Origin of the sequence: Janthinobacterium rivuli (assembly GCF_029690045.1) — a bacterium.
In the GTDB taxonomy this organism is placed as follows: Bacteria; Pseudomonadota; Gammaproteobacteria; order Burkholderiales; family Burkholderiaceae_D; genus Janthinobacterium; species Janthinobacterium rivuli.
Genome location: NZ_CP121464.1, coordinates 6,079,200 through 6,099,009 on the forward strand (window position 1 = coordinate 6,079,200; position 19,810 = coordinate 6,099,009).

22 protein-coding genes are annotated in these 19,810 nt (G+C 63.2%); 14 read left to right on the forward strand and 8 right to left on the reverse strand.

The features are described from left to right. Nucleotides 1-41 precede the first annotated feature (41 nt). Nucleotides 42-1,013: an NAD kinase gene (locus tag P9875_RS27580; protein ID WP_278317175.1), complete on the reverse strand. Its 972-nt coding sequence runs from the start codon at nt 1,011-1,013 to the stop codon at nt 42-44. Between the two features lie 256 nt (nt 1,014-1,269). Here P9875_RS27580 and P9875_RS27585 point away from each other — a divergent pair, with 256 nt between their 5' ends. From P9875_RS27585 to gloA, 4 genes are all read left to right on the forward strand, one after another. Beyond that, complete coding sequence (locus P9875_RS27585; protein WP_099401770.1) at nt 1,270-1,536, forward strand: hypothetical protein; 267 nt, start codon at nt 1,270-1,272, stop codon at nt 1,534-1,536. A 36-nt stretch (nt 1,537-1,572) separates the two neighbouring features. Further along, complete coding sequence (locus P9875_RS27590) at nt 1,573-2,883, forward strand: PQQ-dependent sugar dehydrogenase (protein WP_278317176.1); 1,311 nt, start codon at nt 1,573-1,575, stop codon at nt 2,881-2,883. A 113-nt stretch (nt 2,884-2,996) separates the two neighbouring features. Further along, nucleotides 2,997-3,419 (forward strand): OsmC family protein, encoded by a 423-nt coding sequence (locus P9875_RS27595; RefSeq protein WP_035828320.1) that lies wholly within the window; start codon nt 2,997-2,999, stop codon nt 3,417-3,419. A gap of 114 nt (nt 3,420-3,533) precedes the next feature. Next, nucleotides 3,534-3,941, forward strand: coding sequence for a lactoylglutathione lyase (gloA, locus tag P9875_RS27600; protein ID WP_071653386.1), 408 nt, complete (start codon nt 3,534-3,536; stop codon nt 3,939-3,941). 4 nt (nt 3,942-3,945) lie between these two features. Here gloA and P9875_RS27605 read toward each other — a convergent pair whose 3' ends face one another. Beyond that, nucleotides 3,946-4,851: a LysR substrate-binding domain-containing protein gene (locus P9875_RS27605; protein WP_278317177.1), complete on the reverse strand. Its 906-nt coding sequence runs from the start codon at nt 4,849-4,851 to the stop codon at nt 3,946-3,948. A gap of 91 nt (nt 4,852-4,942) precedes the next feature. Here P9875_RS27605 and P9875_RS27610 point away from each other — a divergent pair, with 91 nt between their 5' ends. Beyond that, on the forward strand, nt 4,943-5,410 hold the full coding sequence (locus P9875_RS27610; RefSeq protein ID WP_278317178.1) for a DMT family transporter: 468 nt from the start codon (nt 4,943-4,945) through the stop codon (nt 5,408-5,410). Nucleotides 5,411-5,478: 68 nt separating this feature from the next. On the opposite strand, the gene P9875_RS27615 is transcribed toward P9875_RS27610, so the two are convergent. From P9875_RS27615 to P9875_RS27630, 4 genes are all read right to left on the reverse strand, one after another. Continuing rightward, nucleotides 5,479-6,819, reverse strand: a complete 1,341-nt coding sequence (locus P9875_RS27615) for a TolC family outer membrane protein (RefSeq protein ID WP_035822601.1) — start codon at nt 6,817-6,819, stop codon at nt 5,479-5,481. Between the two features lie 140 nt (nt 6,820-6,959). After that, entirely contained in the window at nt 6,960-7,283 is a 324-nt protein-coding gene (locus P9875_RS27620) for a rhodanese-like domain-containing protein (protein WP_035822603.1), read from the reverse strand. A 13-nt stretch (nt 7,284-7,296) separates the two neighbouring features. Beyond that, nucleotides 7,297-7,947, reverse strand: coding sequence for a protein-L-isoaspartate O-methyltransferase family protein (locus P9875_RS27625; RefSeq protein ID WP_034788761.1), 651 nt, complete (start codon nt 7,945-7,947; stop codon nt 7,297-7,299). Between the two features lie 168 nt (nt 7,948-8,115). Beyond that, entirely contained in the window at nt 8,116-8,766 is a 651-nt protein-coding gene (locus P9875_RS27630) for a TetR/AcrR family transcriptional regulator (RefSeq protein WP_278317179.1), read from the reverse strand. A 319-nt stretch (nt 8,767-9,085) separates the two neighbouring features. Here P9875_RS27630 and P9875_RS27635 point away from each other — a divergent pair, with 319 nt between their 5' ends. Then, nucleotides 9,086-9,955 (forward strand): head GIN domain-containing protein, encoded by an 870-nt coding sequence (locus tag P9875_RS27635; protein ID WP_278317180.1) that lies wholly within the window; start codon nt 9,086-9,088, stop codon nt 9,953-9,955. A gap of 70 nt (nt 9,956-10,025) precedes the next feature. Then, on the forward strand, nt 10,026-10,298 hold the full coding sequence (locus tag P9875_RS27640) for a YkgJ family cysteine cluster protein (RefSeq protein ID WP_219308339.1): 273 nt from the start codon (nt 10,026-10,028) through the stop codon (nt 10,296-10,298). A gap of 36 nt (nt 10,299-10,334) precedes the next feature. Here P9875_RS27640 and P9875_RS27645 read toward each other — a convergent pair whose 3' ends face one another. Next, on the reverse strand, nt 10,335-10,571 hold the full coding sequence (locus P9875_RS27645; protein ID WP_152598787.1) for a hypothetical protein: 237 nt from the start codon (nt 10,569-10,571) through the stop codon (nt 10,335-10,337). Between the two features lie 148 nt (nt 10,572-10,719). Between P9875_RS27645 and P9875_RS27650 the strand changes: the two genes are divergently transcribed. The 7 genes from P9875_RS27650 to P9875_RS27680 all read left to right on the forward strand — a co-directional run bounded on the left by P9875_RS27650 (nt 10,720) and on the right by P9875_RS27680 (nt 18,467). Continuing rightward, a complete protein-coding gene (locus tag P9875_RS27650; RefSeq protein WP_278317181.1) occupies nt 10,720-11,490 on the forward strand; it encodes a DeoR/GlpR family DNA-binding transcription regulator in 771 nt (256 codons plus the stop codon). Nucleotides 11,491-11,523: 33 nt separating this feature from the next. After that, nucleotides 11,524-12,672, forward strand: a complete 1,149-nt coding sequence (locus tag P9875_RS27655) for an MFS transporter (RefSeq protein WP_099401778.1) — start codon at nt 11,524-11,526, stop codon at nt 12,670-12,672. Between the two features lie 154 nt (nt 12,673-12,826). Beyond that, on the forward strand, nt 12,827-13,672 hold the full coding sequence (locus P9875_RS27660; protein ID WP_034785863.1) for an undecaprenyl-diphosphate phosphatase: 846 nt from the start codon (nt 12,827-12,829) through the stop codon (nt 13,670-13,672). 6 nt (nt 13,673-13,678) lie between these two features. Continuing rightward, nucleotides 13,679-15,502, forward strand: coding sequence for a DNA helicase RecQ (gene recQ / locus P9875_RS27665; protein WP_278317182.1), 1,824 nt, complete (start codon nt 13,679-13,681; stop codon nt 15,500-15,502). Continuing rightward, a complete protein-coding gene (locus P9875_RS27670) occupies nt 15,502-15,996 on the forward strand; it encodes a hypothetical protein (RefSeq protein ID WP_278317183.1) in 495 nt (164 codons plus the stop codon). The genes recQ and P9875_RS27670 overlap by 1 nt, the downstream gene beginning before the upstream one ends. Before the next feature lie 44 nt (nt 15,997-16,040). Beyond that, a complete protein-coding gene (locus P9875_RS27675) occupies nt 16,041-17,018 on the forward strand; it encodes a LysR family transcriptional regulator (RefSeq protein WP_278317184.1) in 978 nt (325 codons plus the stop codon). A gap of 162 nt (nt 17,019-17,180) precedes the next feature. Then, nucleotides 17,181-18,467, forward strand: a complete 1,287-nt coding sequence (locus P9875_RS27680; RefSeq protein ID WP_035822630.1) for a Glu/Leu/Phe/Val family dehydrogenase — start codon at nt 17,181-17,183, stop codon at nt 18,465-18,467. Between the two features lie 177 nt (nt 18,468-18,644). Here the strand turns inward: P9875_RS27680 and galE are convergent, their stop codons facing one another. Continuing rightward, entirely contained in the window at nt 18,645-19,664 is a 1,020-nt protein-coding gene (gene galE, locus P9875_RS27685; RefSeq protein WP_278317185.1) for a UDP-glucose 4-epimerase GalE, read from the reverse strand. Nucleotides 19,665-19,810: the final 146 nt, after the last annotated feature.

Sequence of the window (19,810 nt, forward strand, 5' to 3'; positions counted from 1 at the left end):
GTGGTTGGGCGGCGCACCGCGGGTTGAAGTGGAGAAAAATGTTAGCTGAGCTTGCCCTCGCCCGACGGGTACTCATTCCAGTGCAACTTTTCACGCAGGGTGTTGTAGTAGCTCCACCCTTCCGGATGCAGGAAGGTAATCGTGTGCGGCGAACGGCGGATGAGGATGCGGTCTTGCTGCACCAGGCTGGCAAAGGTCTGCATGTCGAAATTGACGCTGATATCGCGTCCGCGCACGATCTCCACGACGATCTGGCTGGAATCTGGCAAGACGATGGGCCGGTTCGACAGCGCGTGCGGGGCGATCGGCACGAGCACGATGCCGCCCAGGGTCGGGTGCAGCAGCGGGCCGCCGGCCGACAGCGAATACGCGGTCGAGCCCGTCGGCGTGGAAATGATCAAGCCATCGGAACGCTGGTTGTACATGAAGTGGCCATCGACCTCGACGCGCAATTCGGCCATGCCGGCGCCAGCGCCGCGCGAGACGACGACATCGTTGACGGCCATGCCCACGTGAATCGACTCGCCGTCGCGCAGCACGCTGCCTTCAAGCAAGGTGCGGCGTTCGGCCTTGAAGCGGCCGCCGAGAATTTGCGCCAGCACGGGCAGCATGCGCTCGAGCGGGATATCCGTCATGAAACCCAATCGTCCTTGATTGATACCGATCAAGGGGACGTCGAATGGCGCCAGCTGGCGCGCAATGCCCAGCATGGTGCCGTCACCGCCCATGACGATGGCGCAATCGGCGGCGGCGCCGATCTCGGCCGGCGACATGGCGCGCACGCCGGGAAACGCCAGGTTCAGATGCGCCGCAGTCTCCGCCTCGAAGACCACCGTGTGACCCAGCACTTGCAGAAAATCGACGATGCTTTTCACGGGCTCGGCAATGCCATCCGTATTCTGGCGCACGACCAGGGCGATGGTCTTGGCGCCCAGGTTGAAGCGCTCGCCCGGGGCTGGCAAGATCGCTGCTGGCTGTTCGGCGCGCTGTTCGGCGTGTGTATCGACGGGCATAAGAGTCTCGGTAATGAATTCGGTGGCAAACCGCCCCAGGCTGTCGCGTCGCACGCCGGCATCGCATGATACTGTATATATGAACAGTATAGTGCGGCTGCCGCGTGCCCGCAAGGGGCGTTCTTGGTGTTGCACGCAGTGTAGCGCAGAAAAAGAATCGTCCATGCGTGCGCCAGCGCTCCCTGCATGGACAAATCCGCTTGCAGATGGCCTGCCGCGGCGTGACACTGGTTTTACTTTACTGTCAGGAGGCCATATGGTTACCCAGCATAGCGAGCGCAAGATCAATACCGATGAAAAGGTCAAAAATGACGGCGTCGACCGCCTGCCGCACGAGCGCGATGAATCGCCCGACGCGCAAAAGGTGCGACCGCGCAAGATCATGCAACAGGCGGCCAGCGACCTGGAACAGGGCCTGGTCGACACGGACCGGCGCGCCCAGCCCGGCGTGGAAAAGGTCAAGCCCACCGTGCCACAGCAAGCGCGTCCCGACCCGCAGTTGGAACCAAAGAAGGCGCGCTGACTCCAACTGTCACGCACTGCTGCTCTGGAGTACGCCATGCACCGTTACGTCTGTTCATTCTTGCTGGCCGCTGCCTGCGGCGCATCTGTCGCCCACGCCCAGGCGCCCGCCATGCCCGCGGGCTTTGGTCCGCAGCCCGCCCTGCCCGCACCGGACAAGCAACTGATTCCCACCGTCAACGTGGCACCCGTGCAGCGCTGGACGGCCGCGCAGCGCCCCGTGGCCGCGGCCGGCCTGGCCATACACGCGTATGCGCGCGACCTCGACCATCCGCGCTGGCTGTACGTGCTGCCGAATGGCGACGTGCTCGTGGCGGAAACGAATGCCCCGCCGAAGCCCGACGATAACAAGGGCATCAAGGGCGCCATCATGCAGATGCAAATGAAAAAGGCGGGCGCCGCCACGCCCAGCGCCAACCGTATCACTTTGCTGCGCGGCATCGATAGCAAGGGCATGGCGCAAACGCGCAGCGTGTTCCTGCAAGGCTTGCACTCGCCATTTGGCATGGCCCTGGTGGGTAACGATCTGTACGTCGCCAACGCCGATGCGCTGCTGCGCTTCCCATACAAAACTGGACAGACGGCCATCACGGCGCCTGGCGTCAAGGTGATCGATCTGCCGGGCGGCCCCATCAATCACCACTGGACCAAGAACGTCGTCGCCAGCGCCGATGGCAAATTTCTCTATGTTGCCGTCGGCTCGAACAGCAATGTGGGCGAGAACGGCATGGCGGCCGAAGATGGCCGCGCCGCTATCTGGCAAGTCACGCGCGCGACGGGCAAGGCACGCGTGTATGCGACGGGTTTGCGCAACCCTGTCGGCCTGGCCTGGCAACCCAAGACGGGCGCCCTCTGGACGGCCGTCAATGAACGCGACGAGCTGGGCAACGACCTGGTGCCCGACTACATGACGTCCGTCAAGGACGGCGCTTTCTATGGCTGGCCCTACAGTTATTTCGGCCAGCACGTCGATGCGCGGGTCCAGCCGCCGCGCCCCGAACTGGTGGCCACCGCCATCGCGCCGGACTACGCGCTCGGTGCGCACACGGCCTCGCTGGGCCTGGCGTTTTATGACGGCGTCTTGCTGCCCGAACGCTACCGGGGCGGCGCCTTCATCGGCCAGCATGGTTCATGGAACCGCAAGCCCTTCAGCGGCTATAAAGTCATTTATGTGCCCTTCGCCAACGGCGTGCCCAGCGGACCGCCACACGACGTCGTCAGCGGCTTCCTGGACGGGAACGGCAAGGCGCAGGGCCGCCCCGTCGGCGTGGCCGTCGACAAGGCGGGAGCACTGCTGGTGGCGGACGACGTGGGCAATGTCATCTGGCGCGTGACGCCGGCGCCGTGAGTGACTAAGCCCTGCACGTGCTCCCCTGCATGCGCCCCCTGTGTGGCGCAACGAACGGAAGGGCAAAGGAGGCTCGCGCATGATGGATGCTCGAACCACGCAAGGAGTACATCATGAAAAAAACAGGATCAGCCGTCTGGAGTGGCGGCCTTAAAGATGGCAAAGGGTTTATTTCCACCCAAAGCGGTGCGCTCGACAATGTAGCCTATGGTTTTAATACGCGCTTCGAAGACGGTCCCGGCAGCAATCCGGAAGAACTGATCGGCGCGGCCCATGCGGCCTGCTTCACCATGGCCCTGTCCGGCCAGCTGGGCGAGGCGGGCTTGCGCGCCACGGCCCTGAAAACCACGGCCGACGTCAGCCTGGAAAAAATCGATGGCAGCTATGCCATCACGGCCGTGCACCTGACCCTGGTGGCCACCATTCCCGGCGCCACCGACGAAGCGTTCCAGGACGCGGCCCTGCGCGCCAAGCTCGGCTGTCCAGTATCGAAGTTGCTGGCGACGGAAATCACCCTGGACGCCCATCTGGAGTAACGCCGGCATGCCGTCCGCTGCTGTTCCATCACCGGGCGGCAGGGGCGGTCTCGGCAAGAAAGCCGTAAAACGCATAAAATCCTGCCATTCCCCTATCAACATCAAGGATTTACGATGCGTATTTTGCACACCATGTTACGGGTCGGCGACCTGCAGCGCTCCATCGATTTTTACACCAAGGTCCTGGGCATGACGCTGCTGCGCACCAGTGACAATCCGGAATACCAGTACACGCTGGCCTTCGTCGGCTATGGTTCGAACCCCGACCACGCGGAACTGGAACTGACGTATAACTATGGCACCACCAGCTACGAGCTGGGCACGGCGTACGGCCACATCGCCATCTCGGCCGACGACATCGTCGCCGCGTGCGACGCGGCACGCGCAAATGGCGGCAACGTCACGCGCGAACCGGGTCCCGTGAAAGGCGGCAACACGGTCATCGCCTTTATCACCGATCCGGACGGCTACAAGATCGAATTGATCGAGCGCAAGTTCGACGGCCAGGGCGGCGGCCTGTAAGTCCTCAGCCTGGCTCGGCGGCCTGGGCGATGGCCGCGCGCAGCCAGGCAATGCCCGCATCGCCGTCCGTACGGCGGTGCCGTATCGTTTCAAACGCAAACGGCGCGATGGCAAACGGCGCAGCATACAGCGCCAGCCCTTGCGCCACGCTTCCCTGCAAGGCCCGCTGCGCCACCGTCAGGATCAAGTCCGTCCCCCGCACGACATCCGGTGCGACCGTCCAGTAAGGCACACGCACGGCGATGCGGCGCGTCTGTCCCAGCTGGGCCAGGGCCGCGTCGACTTCGGCCGCCATGCCGCCTTCGCTGGACGCCACCAGCACGTGCGGGCGCGCCAGATAGGTTTCCAGGCTCAGCATTTCACCGTCCGCCAGGCTGGCGGGATCCAGCGCGCACACGAACGTTTCCTCGAATAAAGTTTCACGGTGTAACTGCTCGGGCAATTGCGGGAACACGCCCAGCGCCAGGTCGATTTCGCCATCCTGCACGCCAGCGATCACGGCCGGTCGGCTGGCATAGCTGATGGCCAGGTCGATGCCGGGCGCTTCCACGCGCAAGCGCCGCAACAAACGGGGCAAGATCAGCGCCGCGCCGTAATCCGACATGGCCAGGCGAAACACGCGCTGCGCCGTGGCCGCCTCGAAGACGGCGCCACCGAGCACGGAGCGCACGCTTTGCAAGGCTTCGGCCAGCGGCCGCGCCAATTCCAGGGCGCGCGCCGTTGGCTGGAAGCCGCCCTTGCCGCGCAGCAGCAGCGGGTCGCCGAGCAAGTGGCGCAAGCGGGCCAGCGCATGGCTGACGGCAGGCTGGCTCATGTGCAAGCGCTCGGCCGCGCGCGACAAATGGCGCTCGCTGAGCAGCGCGTCCAGGATCACCAGCAAGTTCAAATCGACAGCGCGCAGATTATTCATTTGGTGCATAGTTAGATGACAAAGTACGAATTGGATTTAATCCTGACAGCATAATACGATGATCCCATCAACTCAACTGTGGGAGTGTCACATGCATGGATGGATTACCGTATTTGCCCCGCTGGCCATGCTGGCCGGCGCCGTCGTCCCCTTCCAGGCGGGCGCGAACGCCGCACTGGGCCGCAACCTTGGCCACCCGTTGTGGGCCACCCTCGCCTCGCTGGCCGTCAGCGCCGTGCTCGCCTCGCTCGTGATGCTCGTCTGGCGGGTACCGGCGCCCGACGTCGGTCTCGCCATGCGGGGACCGGGCTGGTCCTGGCTGGGCGGCGCGGCTGGCGTGTTTTACATTACGGCCGCGCTGATGCTGGCGCCGCGCATGGGTTCCGGCCCCTTCATGGCGGCCGTCATCGGCGGGCAAATGCTGGCCGCGCTGGCCATCGACCGCTACGGCTTGCTGGACTTTGCCGTCAAACATATTTCTCCGCTGCACTGGGCCGGCGCGGGGCTGGTGGTGGCCGGTGTCGTGCTGACCCAATTCGCCAACAGCCGCGCCGTGTAACACCACTTCAAGACGAAAAAAAAACCAGCGCCGTTGCCGGGGCTGGTTTTCATTCAGCAAGACCGCGCTTACTTGTCGAGCAAGGCGTTGACGGGCATCAAGTCCGTTTCCTTCAGGGTGCCGGCCGCCGCCTTCAGGCGCAAGCCGTTCATGATGGTGTCGTAGCGGGCTTTCGACAGGTCTTTTTGCGTGGAGAACAATTGTTTCTGCGCATTCAAGACGTCGATATTGATGCGCACGCCCACTTGATAGCCGAGCTGGTTCGACTCCAGCGCCGACTTGCTCGACACTTCCGCCGCTTCCAGCGCCTTGACTTGCGCCAGGCCGCTGTTGACGCCGAGGAATGCCTGGCGCGCGCCTTGCGAGGCCGTGCGGCGTGCCGTTTCCAGGTCGTTGCGGGCCTTGTTTTCCAGCGCGATCGATTCACGCACCTTGCTGGTGACGGCAAAGCCGCTGAAGATCGGGATGCTCCACTGCACGCCGATGGCGTTGTTGTTGTTGCCGTTGCCATTGCCGCCACCGGAACTGTAGCTATGGCCCGTGTTGGCGATCAGGTCCAGGGTCGGGTAGTGGCCGGCGCGGTTGCGGCCGATGTCGCGCTTGGCCGATTCCACATTGAACTGGGCCGTGACGACGCCGTAGTTCTGCTCTTCGGCGGACGATACCCACGGCTCGACGGCAGCCGGTTCCGGCGCGCTGATGACGACGCCCGTGCGCATCGGCGCCAGCGACGTTGGCGCTTCGCCGATGATGGTTTGCAAGGCGCTGCGCTTGTTGGCCAGGTCATTGATGGCGGCAAATTCCTGCGCCACCACCAGGTCGTACGCCGCTTGCGCTTCGTGCGTGTCGGTAATCGTTTGCGTGCCCACTTCGAAGTTGCGCTTGGCCGATGCCAGCTGCTCCGTCGTGGCGACCTTTTGCGCCTGCGTGGCGCCCAGGTTGTCCTGCGCGCTTAGCACGTCGAAATACGCTTGCGCCACGCGGGTGATCAGGTCTTGCTGCACTTGCGCAAATTGCGCTTCCGCAATCGCTTGCGCCAGCTTGCTTTGCTGATAGGTTTCCCAACGGTCCCAGCGGAACAGCGGTTGCGCCAGGGTCAGGTTGTAGCTATTCGTGCGCACGTTGACGGATGGCGAAGTGATCTTGTTGCCGCCATTGTTCTGGACGATTTGCTCCTGATTGCCGCGCGTATTGCTGCCCGAGGCGGAGATTTGCGGCAGCAAGCCTGCCAGCCCCTGCGGAACCCGCTCCATCCCGGCCGACAGGGCCGCGCGCGCGCTCGCATACTGCGCGTCATTGGCCAGCGCCTGCTGGTACACCTGGATGAGATCGGCCGCCTGCGCTTGCAGCGAGCATGTCATCGAGACAAAGGCGCTGGTCATCAGCACGGCGATAAGGGGTTTCCGCATTGCATTTCTCCGTTGGAGTCGTCAAAAGTTGATGGAATCAAAAATCTGCTACCGCTTGCCTTGCGCCCGCCGGGTGAGCGGGGTACAGGCCTCCGCAGGCATGCGGGAAAACATGCCTGGGTGCATCTACTGCAAATAACTTAGTATGTAGGCATCGCGCTGTCGACTTGCAGCGCCCAGGCATGCACGCCGCCCGTCAAATTACTGATCTTGCCAAAACCATTGCGCTCCAGGAAGGCCGCCACTTGCATGCTGCGCATGCCGTGATGGCAGATGCAAACGATCTCGGCGTCTTCATCGAGGTCATCGATGCGCGCAGGAATCGAATTCATCTGCATCAGGGTGGCCCCGTCGAGGTGGCACAGGTCGAACTCCCACTGTTCCCGCACATCCAGCAACAGCGGACGCGGGCGGGAAGGGTCAGCCAGCCAGGCGGCCAGCTGCGGTGCACTCAAATGCTCCATCGAATCGGTCGCCTCAGAACTGGAAATGCGACGGTGCCACGGCTTGCAGCGGCGTGACATTGGTTTCAAACAGCTTGCGCGTGTCGTAAGCCTTGTCCGAGCTGCGCGTAATCAGGTGCGCCGACATGATCGGCGCTTCGCCGATGATGGCCAGGATGCGGCCGCCGACTTTCACTTGTTGCAACAGTGCTTCCGGCAACACGGCCAGGGCGCCGGACACGACGATCACGTCATACGGTGCGCCCTTGCTCCAGCCCTGGGCGCCGTCGCCCAGTTCCACGGTGACGTTCGTCACGCCGTTGGCGGCCAGGGTCTGCTCGGCCAGGGTTTTCAATTGGGGAACGATTTCCACGCTCGTCACATGACGCGCCTTGTGCGCCAGCAAAGCGGCCATGTAGCCGCTGCCGGTGCCGATTTCCAGCACATTTTCATGCTTTTTGACGGCTACGTCTTGCAAAATGCGCGCTTCCAGCTTCGGCGTCAACATGCATTCGCCGCCGCCCAGTGGAATTTCGGTATCGACGAAGGCCAGGTTTTTATAGGCGGCCGGCACGAAATCTTCACGCTTGACCACGTTCAACAGCTCCAATACGTCGATATCCAGTACGTCCCATGGACGGATCTGCTGTTCGATCATATTGAAGCGGGCTTGTTCGATATTCATCTTTGGACTCGGTAAGTGAAGTAATAATCCGCCATTTTATCGTTGAACTGGCTGAAAGCACATGTTAACCATAAAGACGGGGAATGGAGGAAATTTGCGACGATCTGCAGATTTGAGGGGGCGAACCTTGGATAGGGGCAACTGAACGGTAGAGGCAAGCGCCGCATGTCAACTTTTCCCGGGCGCCTCCACCTGCAGACTGCGCAAGCTCATGTCGATAAAGGCATCCATATAGGCGACGGGATCGATGTTCTTTACCTCGCACGGCAGGAAAGAGTGCGTCCACATCATCAGCATGGTGACGGGCGCGCTGAGGATGGTGCTGACCAGCACGGGATCGACCTGGCGGAATTCGCCGCGCTGCATGCCCCGTTCGAGCAGGGTGGCGATCAGCGCATTGCCGCGCGCGACCACCTCTTCGTTGTAAAACTGCGCCAGTTCCGGGAAATTGTTCGCTTCAGCCAGCATCAGCTTGGTCAAACCGGCCAGCTTGGTGGCGCCAAACTCTTCCCACCATTGCATCATCATGCTGCGCAACAACTCGGCGCTGCTGCTGTCCGAGGCGGCCATGCTGTTTTCCGCCTCGCCGATGGAATGCACGATATTGTCGCGCACCACGGCCTTGAACAGCTCTTGCTTGTTCTCAAAGTACAGGTACAGGGTGCCTTTCGACACACCGGCCCGTTTGGCCACATCCTCCAGGCGCGTCGATGCGAAGCCCCGTTCGACAAACAGGTCGAGGGCGGCGGCGAGCAATTCCTGCGGGCGGGCATCCTTGCGCCGCTCCCAGCGGGGCTTGGTATCAATCGGGGCTTGCATGTATCTTTCCAAGTAACTTACTTTTGAGTCATTAATGGTAGACCGGTCTACCGTCAAGGTCAAGCGCGGGGCATCGCCCGGCATCCCGAACACAGGCATTGTACCCTCCGTGCCGGCGTTGTCGGCACCGCCCTCTGGCGCCGGACCTGCGGCGCCGGGTGAAGCAGAATGCGTTTCAGCCCCCATTTTGCGCAGTTCATCGCATTTCCCTGCAAGCCAAGGTATCGCCTTGCTATCTTCTCATCGACAGCACGGCAGCCGCGGCGCGGCAGCCGGCTTTTTTCTTGTCCTGAACTAAAACAATCATAAAGGAAACACCATGCGTACCTTGCTGGCCCTGTGCTGTGCCGTTGCCCTTGGCGGTTGCGCCATCGTCATCAACCCCAACGATGGCGAAGTGCGCTATGCCGATTCAAGCGGCAATGCCATCCAGGGCAGCGGGCAAGTGAGCCGCGAGGTGCGCCAGGTCAGCAACATCAGCGCGCTCGACATTGACAACATGAAGCGCATCGACATCAAGATCGACGTGCGCGTCGGCCCGACGGCATCGCTGGTGATCGAGGCGGACAGCAATCTGCAACCGCTGATCCATAGCGATGTGAACGGCAATACCCTGCGCCTCTGGAGCGATACGAACATTCGCAGCAGCAATGGCATCCACGTCATCTATACGACGCCGCAATTGAAGAAGATCAATATTTCCGGCTCGGGCCGTCTGGTGGTCAGCGGCCTCAATGGCGATGATTTCAGCCTGGAGCAGCGCGGTTCGATGAAGAGCGAACTGTCGGGCACGGTGGGCCGCTTCGGCGTGAGCAACGGTGGCTCGGGCAGCATCAACGCGGCGGCCCTTGCCAGCGGCAATACGGACGCGGCGCAAAACGGCTCGGGCAGCATCCAGCTGGGCAGCGTGCGCGGCGAGCGCATCAACGTGGCCGTCAACGGCTCGGGCAGCATCAGCGCCAGCGGCGCCGTGCAGCGCCTCGACGCCAACGTGAATGGCTCGGGCGATGTCAACCTGGCGGCCCTGCGCAGCGACGTTGCCTATCTGGCGAGCAACGGTTCCGGCGACATCGACGTCACCGTCCAGAGTGAAGTCAACGCCCGCGCCAGCGGTTCCGGTCGCATCACCGTGCATGGCGATCCGGCCCGCCGCACGTTGTCGGGCAAGCGCGTCAGCATCGTGCGCTAAGCACGCCCTGGCGACGCATGGGAGCCGGCTTGCTATACTGTCGGCTCCTCACCCGCCCGTCTGAAATCCCATGTCACCATCCGCCACCCTGGCATGCCGTCCCTCGTGCGGCGCCTGCTGCACCGCACCGTCCATCACCAGCCCGATTCCCGGCATGCCGGATGGAAAACCGGCGGGCGTGCGCTGCATACAGCTGGCTGACGACAACCGCTGCAAGATCTTTGGCCAGCCGCAGCGGCCCGCCTTTTGCGGCGGCTTGCAGCCATCGGCAGAGATGTGCGGCGACAGCCGCGAACACGCGGTGCACTGGCTGGCCGAGCTGGAACGGCTGACGGCGCCCTGAGCGGCGCGACGAACGGCGTCCCTGCCTGCCCCGTGCTCAGCGCGCGTCCTCCGCTTCCTCGGCGTCGCGCTGGCGCTTGTATTCCAGCAATGTGGCAATCCCGAAATAGATTAACAGCAGGAACACGGAATCGCGTGCATCGCTCCAGCCCAGCGTGCCATTGCGCAAGTAATGCAGCGCGTTCAACACGATCATCATGCCCAGGATCAACCATCCACTGCGGCGCAGGGCGCGGCCTGGCAAGCTTGCCTTGAAAGAAGTAACTGAAAACATGGCTTTCCTTATTTCATTCCATTTTTCACAACACTAACAGAGTTTATATTTTTTCGGCCATATTTGACGGAAGCATAGCGTACGCTTGACTCCATCTGCACGTTTGCGTATATTCATGCACATTCCTGCACGTTTCAAACATATACCGATGTCCGCCACCCTGCTCCTTAAACAACGCCACGCGCTGATCCAGCAACAATTGCATGCCGACGGCAGGGTGCTGGCGCTCGATCTGGCGCGCCAGCTCGACGTGTCCGAAGATACGATACGGCGCGATCTGCGCGAGATGGCGGCGGCCGGCCTGTGCCAGCGCGTGTACGGCGGCGCCCTGCCGCTGGCGCCCGACGGCGGTACCTTGACGCAGCGCAAACAGGAAGCGCCGGAACGCAAGGCGCGCCTGGCGCAGGCCGCCGTCTCGCTCGTGCGCGCGGGCCAGGTGCTGTTTCTCGATGCGGGCTCGACTAACCTGGCCATCGCCAGCGCCTTGCCAGAGTTGGCGCTCACTGTCATCACCAACGCACCAGCCATTGCCATGGCGCTCATGGAACGCCCGGAAATCGAGCTGATCATGGCTGGCGGCCGGGTCGACCGCCGCGCCGGCGCCAGCCTGGGTCCGCAAGCCTTGCGCACCGTCGAGCGCATGCATCCCGACCTGTGTTTCCTCGGCGCTTGCGGCGCCGATGCGGACGCGGGCGTGACGGCCTTCAACTACGATGAAGCCGAGTTCAAGCGCAGCATCGCCGGCGCCAGCAAGGCGGTGGTGGTGGCCGTCACCAGCGACAAGCTGGGCACGGCCGCACCGTTCGGCGTGCTGGCCACGGGCTTGCTGCAGCACCTGGTGCTGGAAGCCGATGCCGACGCCGCCCACGTGGCCGCCTTTGAACGGCTGGGCGTGCAAGTGCTGCGCGCCCGCGCCTGATTTTATCCACCCCGACCTTTGAAAAGTTCCATCATGCATCTCACCGGCACCCTGCAACAACGCGCCACGCGCCTGGTCTTCTTCGCCGCCGGCCTCGGCATGGCCGCCTGGGCACCGCTGGTCCCCTACGCCAAGTCGCGCCTGGGCCTCGATGAAGCCACTCTCGGTATTTTGCTGCTCTGCCTGGGCGCCGGCTCGCTGTGCGCGATGCCGTTTACGGGCATGCTCACGGCACGCTTCGGCTGCCGCAAGGTCATCGCTGGCGCCGGCCTGCTGCTGACCGCCATCCTGCCCGGCCTGGCGCTGGCCGCCACGCCGCTGCAACTGGGCCTGGTGCTGCTGGTGTTTGGCGCGGCCATGGGCACCTTCGACGTGGCCATCAATATCCAGGCCGTGATCATCGAAAAAGCCAACGGCGGCGCCATGATGTCGGGCTTTCACGCCCTGTTCAGCGTGGGCGGCTTCGCCGGCGCGGCCTGCATGGCCCTGCTGCTGTGGCTAGGCCTGACGCCGGCCTGGTCCTGCGTGGTGATGATGCTGCTGCTGTGCGGCGTGCTGGGCGCGGCGCAAGGCCATCTGCTGCCGACGGCGTCCGCCTCCGGCGAAAAGACGCCGCTGTTCGTCATGCCGCATGGCGCCGTCATTTTCATCGGCTTGCTGTGCTTTATCGTCTTCCTGGCCGAAGGCGCCATCCTCGACTGGAGCGCCCTGTTCCTCACCACCACGCGCGGCGTGGAAGAAGCCAAGGGCGGTCTCGGCTACGCCGCCTTCGCCATCGCCATGACGGTCGGTCGATTTACAGGCGACAAGGTGGTCAGCCGCTTTGGCGGCAAGCGGGTGCTTACTTTTGGCGGCCTGTGTGCAGCGGCAGGCTTCTTCCTGGCCGTCATGGCGCCGCACGCCAGCCTGGCCATGCTCGGCTTCGTGCTGATCGGCCTGGGCGCGGCGAACATCGTGCCCATCCTGTTTACGGCGGCGGGCAATCAGCATGCCATGCCAGCCAGCCTGGCCGTGGCGGCCATCACCACCATCGGCTACGCGGGCATCCTGGCCGGCCCGGCCGTGATCGGCTTCGTCGCCCACGCCACCAGCCTGAATATCGCTTTCGCCATGCTGGGCGCCGCCCTGCTGCTGGTCGCGGCCAGCGCGCGCCTGGTGGCGCCGGCAAAACAGGCTTCCTGAAGCCTCCCCCCGCCTGGCGGACGGCGCTAAAAAAGCGCCGCCCAACTGCGCCCAAATAAGGTCCGCGGGCCTGCGGCATGGTAAGCTTCGACCCCGCGCACATTGCGGGCGCCGCACACTCACCCCATCCTGCCACTTATACCCGTTTATACCTATGGATCTCATTCTTGCGTTAAAAGCCATCATCATGGGGCTGGTCGAAGGTTTTACCGAATTCTTGCCGATTTCGTCCACGGGTCACCTGATCCTGGCCGGCAGCCTGCTCGACTTTACCAAGGATGTCTCGAAAGAAGTCATGGATGTCTTCGAGATCGCCATCCAGGCCGGCGCCATCCTGGCCGTGTGCTGGGAATACCGCCAGCGCATCGGCAGCGTGCTGACCACCTTCGGCAGCGAAGCCAAATCGCGCAAGTTCGTGCTGAACGTGGCCATCGCCTTCCTGCCCCTGGCCATCATCGGCCTGGCCATCGGCAAGATGATCAAGCATGCGCTGTTCAAGCCAGTACCGGTGGCCATGGCCTTCATCATCGGCGGCATCGTGATCTTGCTGGTGGAGCGCCGCGCGCGCACCAATCCCGTCACCGTGCGCGTCAACTCGGTCGATGAAATGACGCCGTTCGACGCCCTGAAAGTGGGCTGCGCGCAGGCGTTCGCGCTGATCCCCGGCACCAGCCGCTCCGGCTCGACCATCATCGGCGGCATGCTGCTGGGCCTGTCACGCAAGACGGCCACCGAATTCTCGTTCTTCCTGGCCATCCCGACCCTGCTGGCGGCCACCTTCTACTCACTGTACAAAGCGCGCGACATCCTGTCGGCCACCGACGTGCCCCTGTTTGGCCTGGGCACCGTGTCCGCCTTCATCTCCGCCTTCCTGTGCGTGCGCTGGCTGCTGCGCTATATCAGTTCGCACGACTTCACGTTTTTTGCCTGGTACCGCATTGTGTTCGGCTTGCTGGTGTTGGCCAGCGCCCACTACGGCTGGGTTGTTTGGGCAGAATAAGGCACTATGAATCAAGATCTTAACCAGCGCGCGCTGCACCTGCTGCAAACCGTTTTCGGCTACCCGGCCTTCCGCGGCCAGCAAGCCGACATCGTCGACCACGTCAGCCATGGCGGCGACGCGCTGGTGCTGATGCCCACGGGCGGCGGCAAGTCGCTGTGCTATCAGATTCCCGCGCTGCTGCGCGACGGTGTTGGCGTCGTCGTCTCGCCATTGATCGCGCTGATGCAGGACCAGGTGGACGCTTTGGCCGAAGTCGGCGTGCGCGCCGCCTTCCTCAATTCCACGCAAACCTACGAAGAAGCGAGCCGCATCGAGCGCCTGGTGCGCACGGGCGGCATCGACGTCGTCTACGTGGCGCCCGAGCGCCTGATGACGCAGCGCTGCCTGGACCTGTTCCAGGCCTCGAAAATCTCCCTGTTCGCCATCGACGAGGCGCACTGCGTGGCCCAGTGGGGTCACGACTTCCGTCCCGAATACATCAAGCTGTCGGTGCTGCACGAGCAGTTCCCGGACGTGCCGCGCATCGCGCTCACGGCCACGGCCGACCCGCAGACGCGTGCCGAAATCGCCCTGCGTTTGCAGCTGGAAGACGCGCGCCAGTTCGTCTCGTCCTTCGACCGCCCGAACATCCGCTACCAGATCGTGGAAAAGGCGAATGGCCGCAAGCAGCTGCTCGACTTCATCAACACGGAACACACGGGCGACTGCGGCATCGTCTATTGCCTGTCACGCAAAAAGGTCGAAGAGACGGCGGAATTTCTGAACCAGAGCGGCATCCGCGCCCTGCCGTATCACGCCGGCATGGAGTACGCCAAGCGCAGCGCCAACCAGGCGCGCTTCCTGCGCGAAGAAAACATCGTCATGGTCGCCACCATCGCCTTCGGCATGGGCATCGACAAGCCCGACGTGCGCTTCGTCGCGCATCTGGATCTGCCGAAAAGCATCGAGGGCTATTACCAGGAAACGGGGCGCGCGGGCCGCGACGGCATGGCCGCCAACGCCTGGATGGCGTACGGTTTGCAGGACGTGGTGCTGCAGCGGCGCATGATCGATGAATCGGAAGCGGACGACACTTTCAAGCGCGTGCTGGGCGTCAAACTCGACGCCATGTTGGGCCTGTGCGAAACGCTCAGCTGCCGCCGCATGCGCCTGCTCGAATACTTCGGCGAACCGGCTTCGCCGTGCGGCAATTGCGATACCTGTTTAGTGCCGCCCGTGTCCTTCGACGGCACCGTGCCCGTGCAAAAACTGCTGTCGGCCATCTACCGCGTCGACCAGCGCTTCGCCGGCGGCCACGTGATCGACGTGCTGCGCGGCGTGGAATCGGAACGCATCAAGACCTGGCACCACGATTCGCTGTCGGTGTTTGGCATCGGCTCGGATCTGGGCGAAGCGGAATGGAAGTCGATCCTGCGCCAGGCCATCGCGCTGGGTCTCGTCTCGGTCGACCATGAACAATACAGCTCGCTGAAACTGACGGACGCTTCGCGCCCCGTGCTCAAGGGCGGCCAGAAAGTGCAGCTGCGCCAGTACCAGAAACCGGTGAAAACCAGCAAGCGCAGCACCAGCGTGGCGAAGGGCTATGTCGAGACGGATCTGTCCACCAGCGAGCAGGCGATCTTCGACAAGCTGCGCTGGTGGCGCGTGGAAACGGCGCGCACGCACAACGTGCCCGCCTACGTGATTTTTGTCGACGCCACCCTGCGCGAAATCGCCAAGGCCAAGCCTACCTCGCTGGAACAGATGCGTGGCGTAAGCGGCGTGGGCGAGAAAAAACTGGCCTCGTACGGCGAAGAAATCGTCGCCATGATTCTGGAGATGATTTGATGGAAGATTTGATGGAAGCGCTCTCGCCGGACCTGATTTACCAGGCCGTGAAAATCCTCGGCGCCCAGCCCGACGCCGAAGACGCGGTGGAAGCGCAAGTACGTTTACTGGTGCAGAACGACCTCACCGTGCGCCGCCTGGCCGACGTGGTGCCGGAAGCCTTCGGCCTGGTGCTGGCGTCGCACCTTCCCGGCGCCGAAAACATGACCCTTCCCGATACGTTCTGCGCGCAGGACGACGACGGCGAATGGGTGGAGTTCCCCTTGCGCCGCGAGCCGATCTTTGTCGTCGCTGCGGACATCGCCCAGCACACTTTCCACAACGGCCCGCGCGCGCTGATACAAAACCTGGCCGACCGCAGCTCCCTGCTGGCGGCCATCAACAAGGCCCTGAACGCGGGCGGCTCGCTCGATGGCACCACCCTGGGCCCGCCGTCTTTCTTCGGCCTGCCCGCCGCGCTGTACCAGCCGGCGGCATCGCCCGAGACGCCCTGAGCACTTCACCTTGCCCCTGCCCTTGATAAGAGAACGCTGCCACGATGGAAACCAAATGGCTGGAAGACTTCATCTCGCTCGCTGAAACGCATAATTTCAGCCGTTCCGCGGCCCTGCGCCACGTCACCCAGCCAGCCTTCTCGCGGCGCATCCAGTCGCTGGAAAACTGGCTCGGCATCGACCTGGTCGACCGCACGTCCTACCCCACGCGCTTGACGCCGGCCGGCGCCGTGTTCTACGAACAGGCGCTGGAAATGCTGGGACAAATCAACGGCGTGCGCGCCCTGTTGCGCGGCAAGCGCGCGGCCACGCAAACGAGCGTCGACTTCGCCGTGCCGCATACCCTGTCGCTGACCTTCATGCCGAAGTGGCTGACGGCGCTGGAAGAAGGTTTTGCGCCGATCAACAGCCGCCTGATGGCGCTGAACGTGCACGACGCCGTGCTGCAGCTGGTCGACGGCGGCTGCGATTTGCTGCTGTGCTACCACCATCCGCGCCAGCCGGTGCAGCTGGACCCGGGCCGCTACGACATGCTGGTGATGGGCCGCGAAACCCTGCGCGCGTATGCGCGCTGCGGCCAGGACAAGGTGCCGGACTTCGTCCTGCCCGGCAGCGCCAAAGAGCCGCTGCCCTTCCTTTCCTACACCAGCAATGCCTACCTGGGACGCATGGTGGAACTGCTGCTGGCCGACGCCAAGGCACCGCTGTTCCTGGAAACCTGCTACGAAACGGACATGGCCGAAGGCCTCAAAATGATGGCGCTGGAGGGACGCGGCATCGCCTTCCTGCCCGAATCGGCCGTCATGCGCGACGTCAAATACAAGCATCTGGCACGCGCCGACGGCGGTGCGCCAGGCTGGGAAATCGAGCTGGAAATCCGTTTATATCGCGAGCGCCCATCGAGCCTGCGCCCTGGCAAGCAGATCGTCGAAAGCCTGTGGCAGTACCTGGTGCAGGCGCAGGAAGGCAAGGCGCGCGCCAGCAAGCGCCGCAAGCGCGCCACCGAGGCTGCCCGATCCTGACTGGCAATCCTGGCAATACAACTATGCAAGAAATGCATAACCGGATGCGCACAAAGCATTGGCCCGGGCATGAGGCTATCGCCTACGATGCGGTTCCGCTGCGCGCAGCTGCATCTCGGCTGTGCCTCTAACGTATTCGTATTGTCCAGGAGCTTATCAAGCATGACCAGCAAGCACGCACTTCCTTCCTACCTCAATCCTGAAGACCTGGGCCCATGGGGCGTCTACCTCGAGCAGATCGACCGCGTTACGCCGTACCTGGGCAACCTGTCGCGCTGGGTGGAAACGCTGAAGCGTCCAAAGCGCATCCTGACGGTCGACGTGCCTATCGAGCGCGATGACGGCACCATTGCCCACTACGAAGGCTACCGCGTGCAGCACAATCTGTCGCGCGGTCCGGGCAAGGGCGGCGTGCGCTTCCACCAGGACGTGACCCTGTCGGAAGTGATGGCCCTGTCGGCCTGGATGACGGTCAAGAATGCAGCGGTCAACGTGCCATACGGCGGCGCCAAGGGCGGTATCCGTGTCGATCCGAAGACCCTGTCGCGCAACGAACTGCAACGCCTGACCCGCCGCTACACGAGCGAGATCAGCATGATCATCGGACCGAACAAGGATATCCCGGCGCCGGACGTCAACACGAATGAGCAAGTCATGGCGTGGATGATGGACAGCTACGCGATGATCGGCGGCAATATGTCGACCGGCGTGGTGACGGGTAAACCAATTTCGCTGGGCGGCAGCCTGGGTCGCCGCGACGCGACGGGCCGCGGCGTGTTCGTCGTCGGTTGCGATGCGGCCGCCAAGGTCGGCATGTCGCTCGAAGGCGCGAAAGTCATCGTGCAAGGTTTCGGCAACGTGGGCGGCGTCGCTGCACGCATGTTCGCTGAAGCCGGCTCGAAAGTGGTCGCGGTACAAGACCACAAGACCACCGTCGTGCATGCCGGCGGCTTGAACATCCCGCAATTGCTGGCACACGTGGCCGAAGTGGGCAGCGTCGAAGGCTTCCCGGGCGCCGAGGCATTCGTGCCACGCGAAGATTTCTGGGGCATCGATTGCGACATCCTGATCCCGGCCGCGCTGGAACAGCAAATCACGGCTGAACGCGCACAAGTCATCCGCGCCAAGATCATCCTGGAAGGCGCCAATGGCCCGACCCTGCCGGCAGCGGACGATATCCTGACCGACCGTGGTGTCTTGATCGTGCCGGACGTGCTGGCCAACGCCGGCGGCGTGACCGTCAGCTACTTCGAGTGGGCGCAGAACTTCTCGAGCTTCTTCTGGACGGAAGAAGAAATCAACAGCCGCCTGACCCGCATCATGCGCGAAGCGTTCGACTCGGTATGGCAAGTGTCGCAAGAGAAGAAAGTGTCGATGCGCACGGCCACCTTCATCCTGGCATGCACGCGCGTGCTGCAAGCTCGCGAAGTGCGCGGCTTGTATCCATAATGGCTGCCTGAGAAAATGCCTGGGGCGTTGTTGCTTCGCCTAGCCGTACTAGCGTACTGTCTTCGGCTTTGCGCCTAGCCCCAGACATTTTTCAGGCGCCATTGGGTTGCTGGCACTCTTAAAAAATCCCGCCACACTTGCGTGTGAGCGGGATTTTTTATGGGTGCTCGATTTGCGTCAAGCTGCGTAGCCTTGCGGATTCTGGTGCTGCCAGCGCCAGTGGTCACGGCACATGTCGTCGATGTTTTTCTGTGCTTGCCAGCCCAGCAATTCCTTTGCCTTGTCGGCCGAGGCGTAGCAGCTGGCGATGTCGCCGGGGCGGCGCGGCACGATGTCGTACGGCACCTTGCGGCCGCTGGCCGCTTCGAAGGCGCGCACGGTGTCGAGCACGCTGTAACCGTGGCCCGTACCCAGGTTGACGGTAAAGCCGCCCTCGGTGGCAAACAGGCGGTTCAGCGCGGCCACATGACCCAGCGCCAGGTCGACCACGTGAATGTAGTCGCGCACGCCCGTGCCATCCGGCGTAGCGTAGTCGTTGCCGAACACGGCCAGGCGCTCGCGGCGGCCCACGGCCACCTGGGCGATGAAGGGCATCAGGTTGTTCGGGATGCCGGCCGGATCTTCACCGATCAAGCCGCTGGCATGCGCGCCGACCGGATTAAAGTAGCGCAGCACGCCGACCTGCCATTGAGCATCAGCATGCACGAGATCCCCCAGGATCTGCTCGACCATCAGCTTCGAGCGGCCATACGGGTTGGTCACGGACAGGCGCGACGATTCCAGGATCGGCAAGGCGTCCGGATCGCCATACACGGTGGCCGACGAGCTGAAGACAAAACGCTTCACGTTCGCCGCCGCCAGCACTTCCAGCAGGGCCACGGTACCCGACACATTATTATCCATATACATCAGCGGCTGCGCCACGGATTCACCCACCGCCTTCAAGCCGGCGAAATGGATCACGGCATCGATGGCGTGCTCGCGCAGGATGGCGGCCATGGCCACGCGGTCGCGCACGTCCGCTTCATAGAAGGGCACGCTTTTACCGGCAATGCACTCCACGCGCGCCATCGCTTCGCGCGCGCTGTTGCACAGATTATCCACCGCGACGACATCAAAGCCGGCAGCGAGCAATTCCACACACGTATGCGAACCGATGAAACCGGATGCGCCCGTCACGAGTATTTTCTTGGACATAATATCAACCAATGCAAAAAAGATAAGACTACCGTAATTCACCCGCCTTGCCTAGCCAGCGCACCATAGCGCGCGCATTAAAAAAGCCTGCGGCGTCGCCGCGGCAGGCTTGTTCTCGTGCAAACGGCACAGGTGGGCAAACCGCC

What these genes read in the sequence shown, in the direction of transcription:
- P9875_RS27590 (WP_278317176.1), top strand. Translation starts at nt 1,573, where the DNA reads ATGCACCGTTACGTCTGTTCATTCTTGCTGGCCGCTGCCTGCGGCGCA.
- galE (WP_278317185.1), bottom strand. Translation starts at nt 19,664, where the DNA reads ATGTCCAAGAAAATACTCGTGACGGGCGCATCCGGTTTCATCGGTTCG.
- P9875_RS27645 (WP_152598787.1), bottom strand. Translation starts at nt 10,571, where the DNA reads ATGTTTTCAGTTACTTCTTTCAAGGCAAGCTTGCCAGGCCGCGCCCTG.
- P9875_RS27610 (WP_278317178.1), top strand. Translation starts at nt 4,943, where the DNA reads ATGCATGGATGGATTACCGTATTTGCCCCGCTGGCCATGCTGGCCGGC.
- P9875_RS27650 (WP_278317181.1), top strand. Translation starts at nt 10,720, where the DNA reads ATGTCCGCCACCCTGCTCCTTAAACAACGCCACGCGCTGATCCAGCAA.
- P9875_RS27670 (WP_278317183.1), top strand. Translation starts at nt 15,502, where the DNA reads ATGGAAGATTTGATGGAAGCGCTCTCGCCGGACCTGATTTACCAGGCC.
- recQ (WP_278317182.1), top strand. Translation starts at nt 13,679, where the DNA reads ATGAATCAAGATCTTAACCAGCGCGCGCTGCACCTGCTGCAAACCGTT.
- P9875_RS27660 (WP_034785863.1), top strand. Translation starts at nt 12,827, where the DNA reads ATGGATCTCATTCTTGCGTTAAAAGCCATCATCATGGGGCTGGTCGAA.
- P9875_RS27605 (WP_278317177.1), bottom strand. Translation starts at nt 4,851, where the DNA reads ATGAATAATCTGCGCGCTGTCGATTTGAACTTGCTGGTGATCCTGGAC.
- gloA (WP_071653386.1), top strand. Translation starts at nt 3,534, where the DNA reads ATGCGTATTTTGCACACCATGTTACGGGTCGGCGACCTGCAGCGCTCC.
- P9875_RS27620 (WP_035822603.1), bottom strand. Translation starts at nt 7,283, where the DNA reads ATGGAGCATTTGAGTGCACCGCAGCTGGCCGCCTGGCTGGCTGACCCT.
- P9875_RS27615 (WP_035822601.1), bottom strand. Translation starts at nt 6,819, where the DNA reads ATGCGGAAACCCCTTATCGCCGTGCTGATGACCAGCGCCTTTGTCTCG.
- P9875_RS27655 (WP_099401778.1), top strand. Translation starts at nt 11,524, where the DNA reads ATGCATCTCACCGGCACCCTGCAACAACGCGCCACGCGCCTGGTCTTC.
- P9875_RS27640 (WP_219308339.1), top strand. Translation starts at nt 10,026, where the DNA reads ATGTCACCATCCGCCACCCTGGCATGCCGTCCCTCGTGCGGCGCCTGC.
- P9875_RS27630 (WP_278317179.1), bottom strand. Translation starts at nt 8,766, where the DNA reads ATGCAAGCCCCGATTGATACCAAGCCCCGCTGGGAGCGGCGCAAGGAT.
- P9875_RS27625 (WP_034788761.1), bottom strand. Translation starts at nt 7,947, where the DNA reads ATGAATATCGAACAAGCCCGCTTCAATATGATCGAACAGCAGATCCGT.
- P9875_RS27680 (WP_035822630.1), top strand. Translation starts at nt 17,181, where the DNA reads ATGACCAGCAAGCACGCACTTCCTTCCTACCTCAATCCTGAAGACCTG.
- P9875_RS27595 (WP_035828320.1), top strand. Translation starts at nt 2,997, where the DNA reads ATGAAAAAAACAGGATCAGCCGTCTGGAGTGGCGGCCTTAAAGATGGC.
- P9875_RS27580 (WP_278317175.1), bottom strand. Translation starts at nt 1,013, where the DNA reads ATGCCCGTCGATACACACGCCGAACAGCGCGCCGAACAGCCAGCAGCG.
- P9875_RS27675 (WP_278317184.1), top strand. Translation starts at nt 16,041, where the DNA reads ATGGAAACCAAATGGCTGGAAGACTTCATCTCGCTCGCTGAAACGCAT.
- P9875_RS27585 (WP_099401770.1), top strand. Translation starts at nt 1,270, where the DNA reads ATGGTTACCCAGCATAGCGAGCGCAAGATCAATACCGATGAAAAGGTC.
- P9875_RS27635 (WP_278317180.1), top strand. Translation starts at nt 9,086, where the DNA reads ATGCGTACCTTGCTGGCCCTGTGCTGTGCCGTTGCCCTTGGCGGTTGC.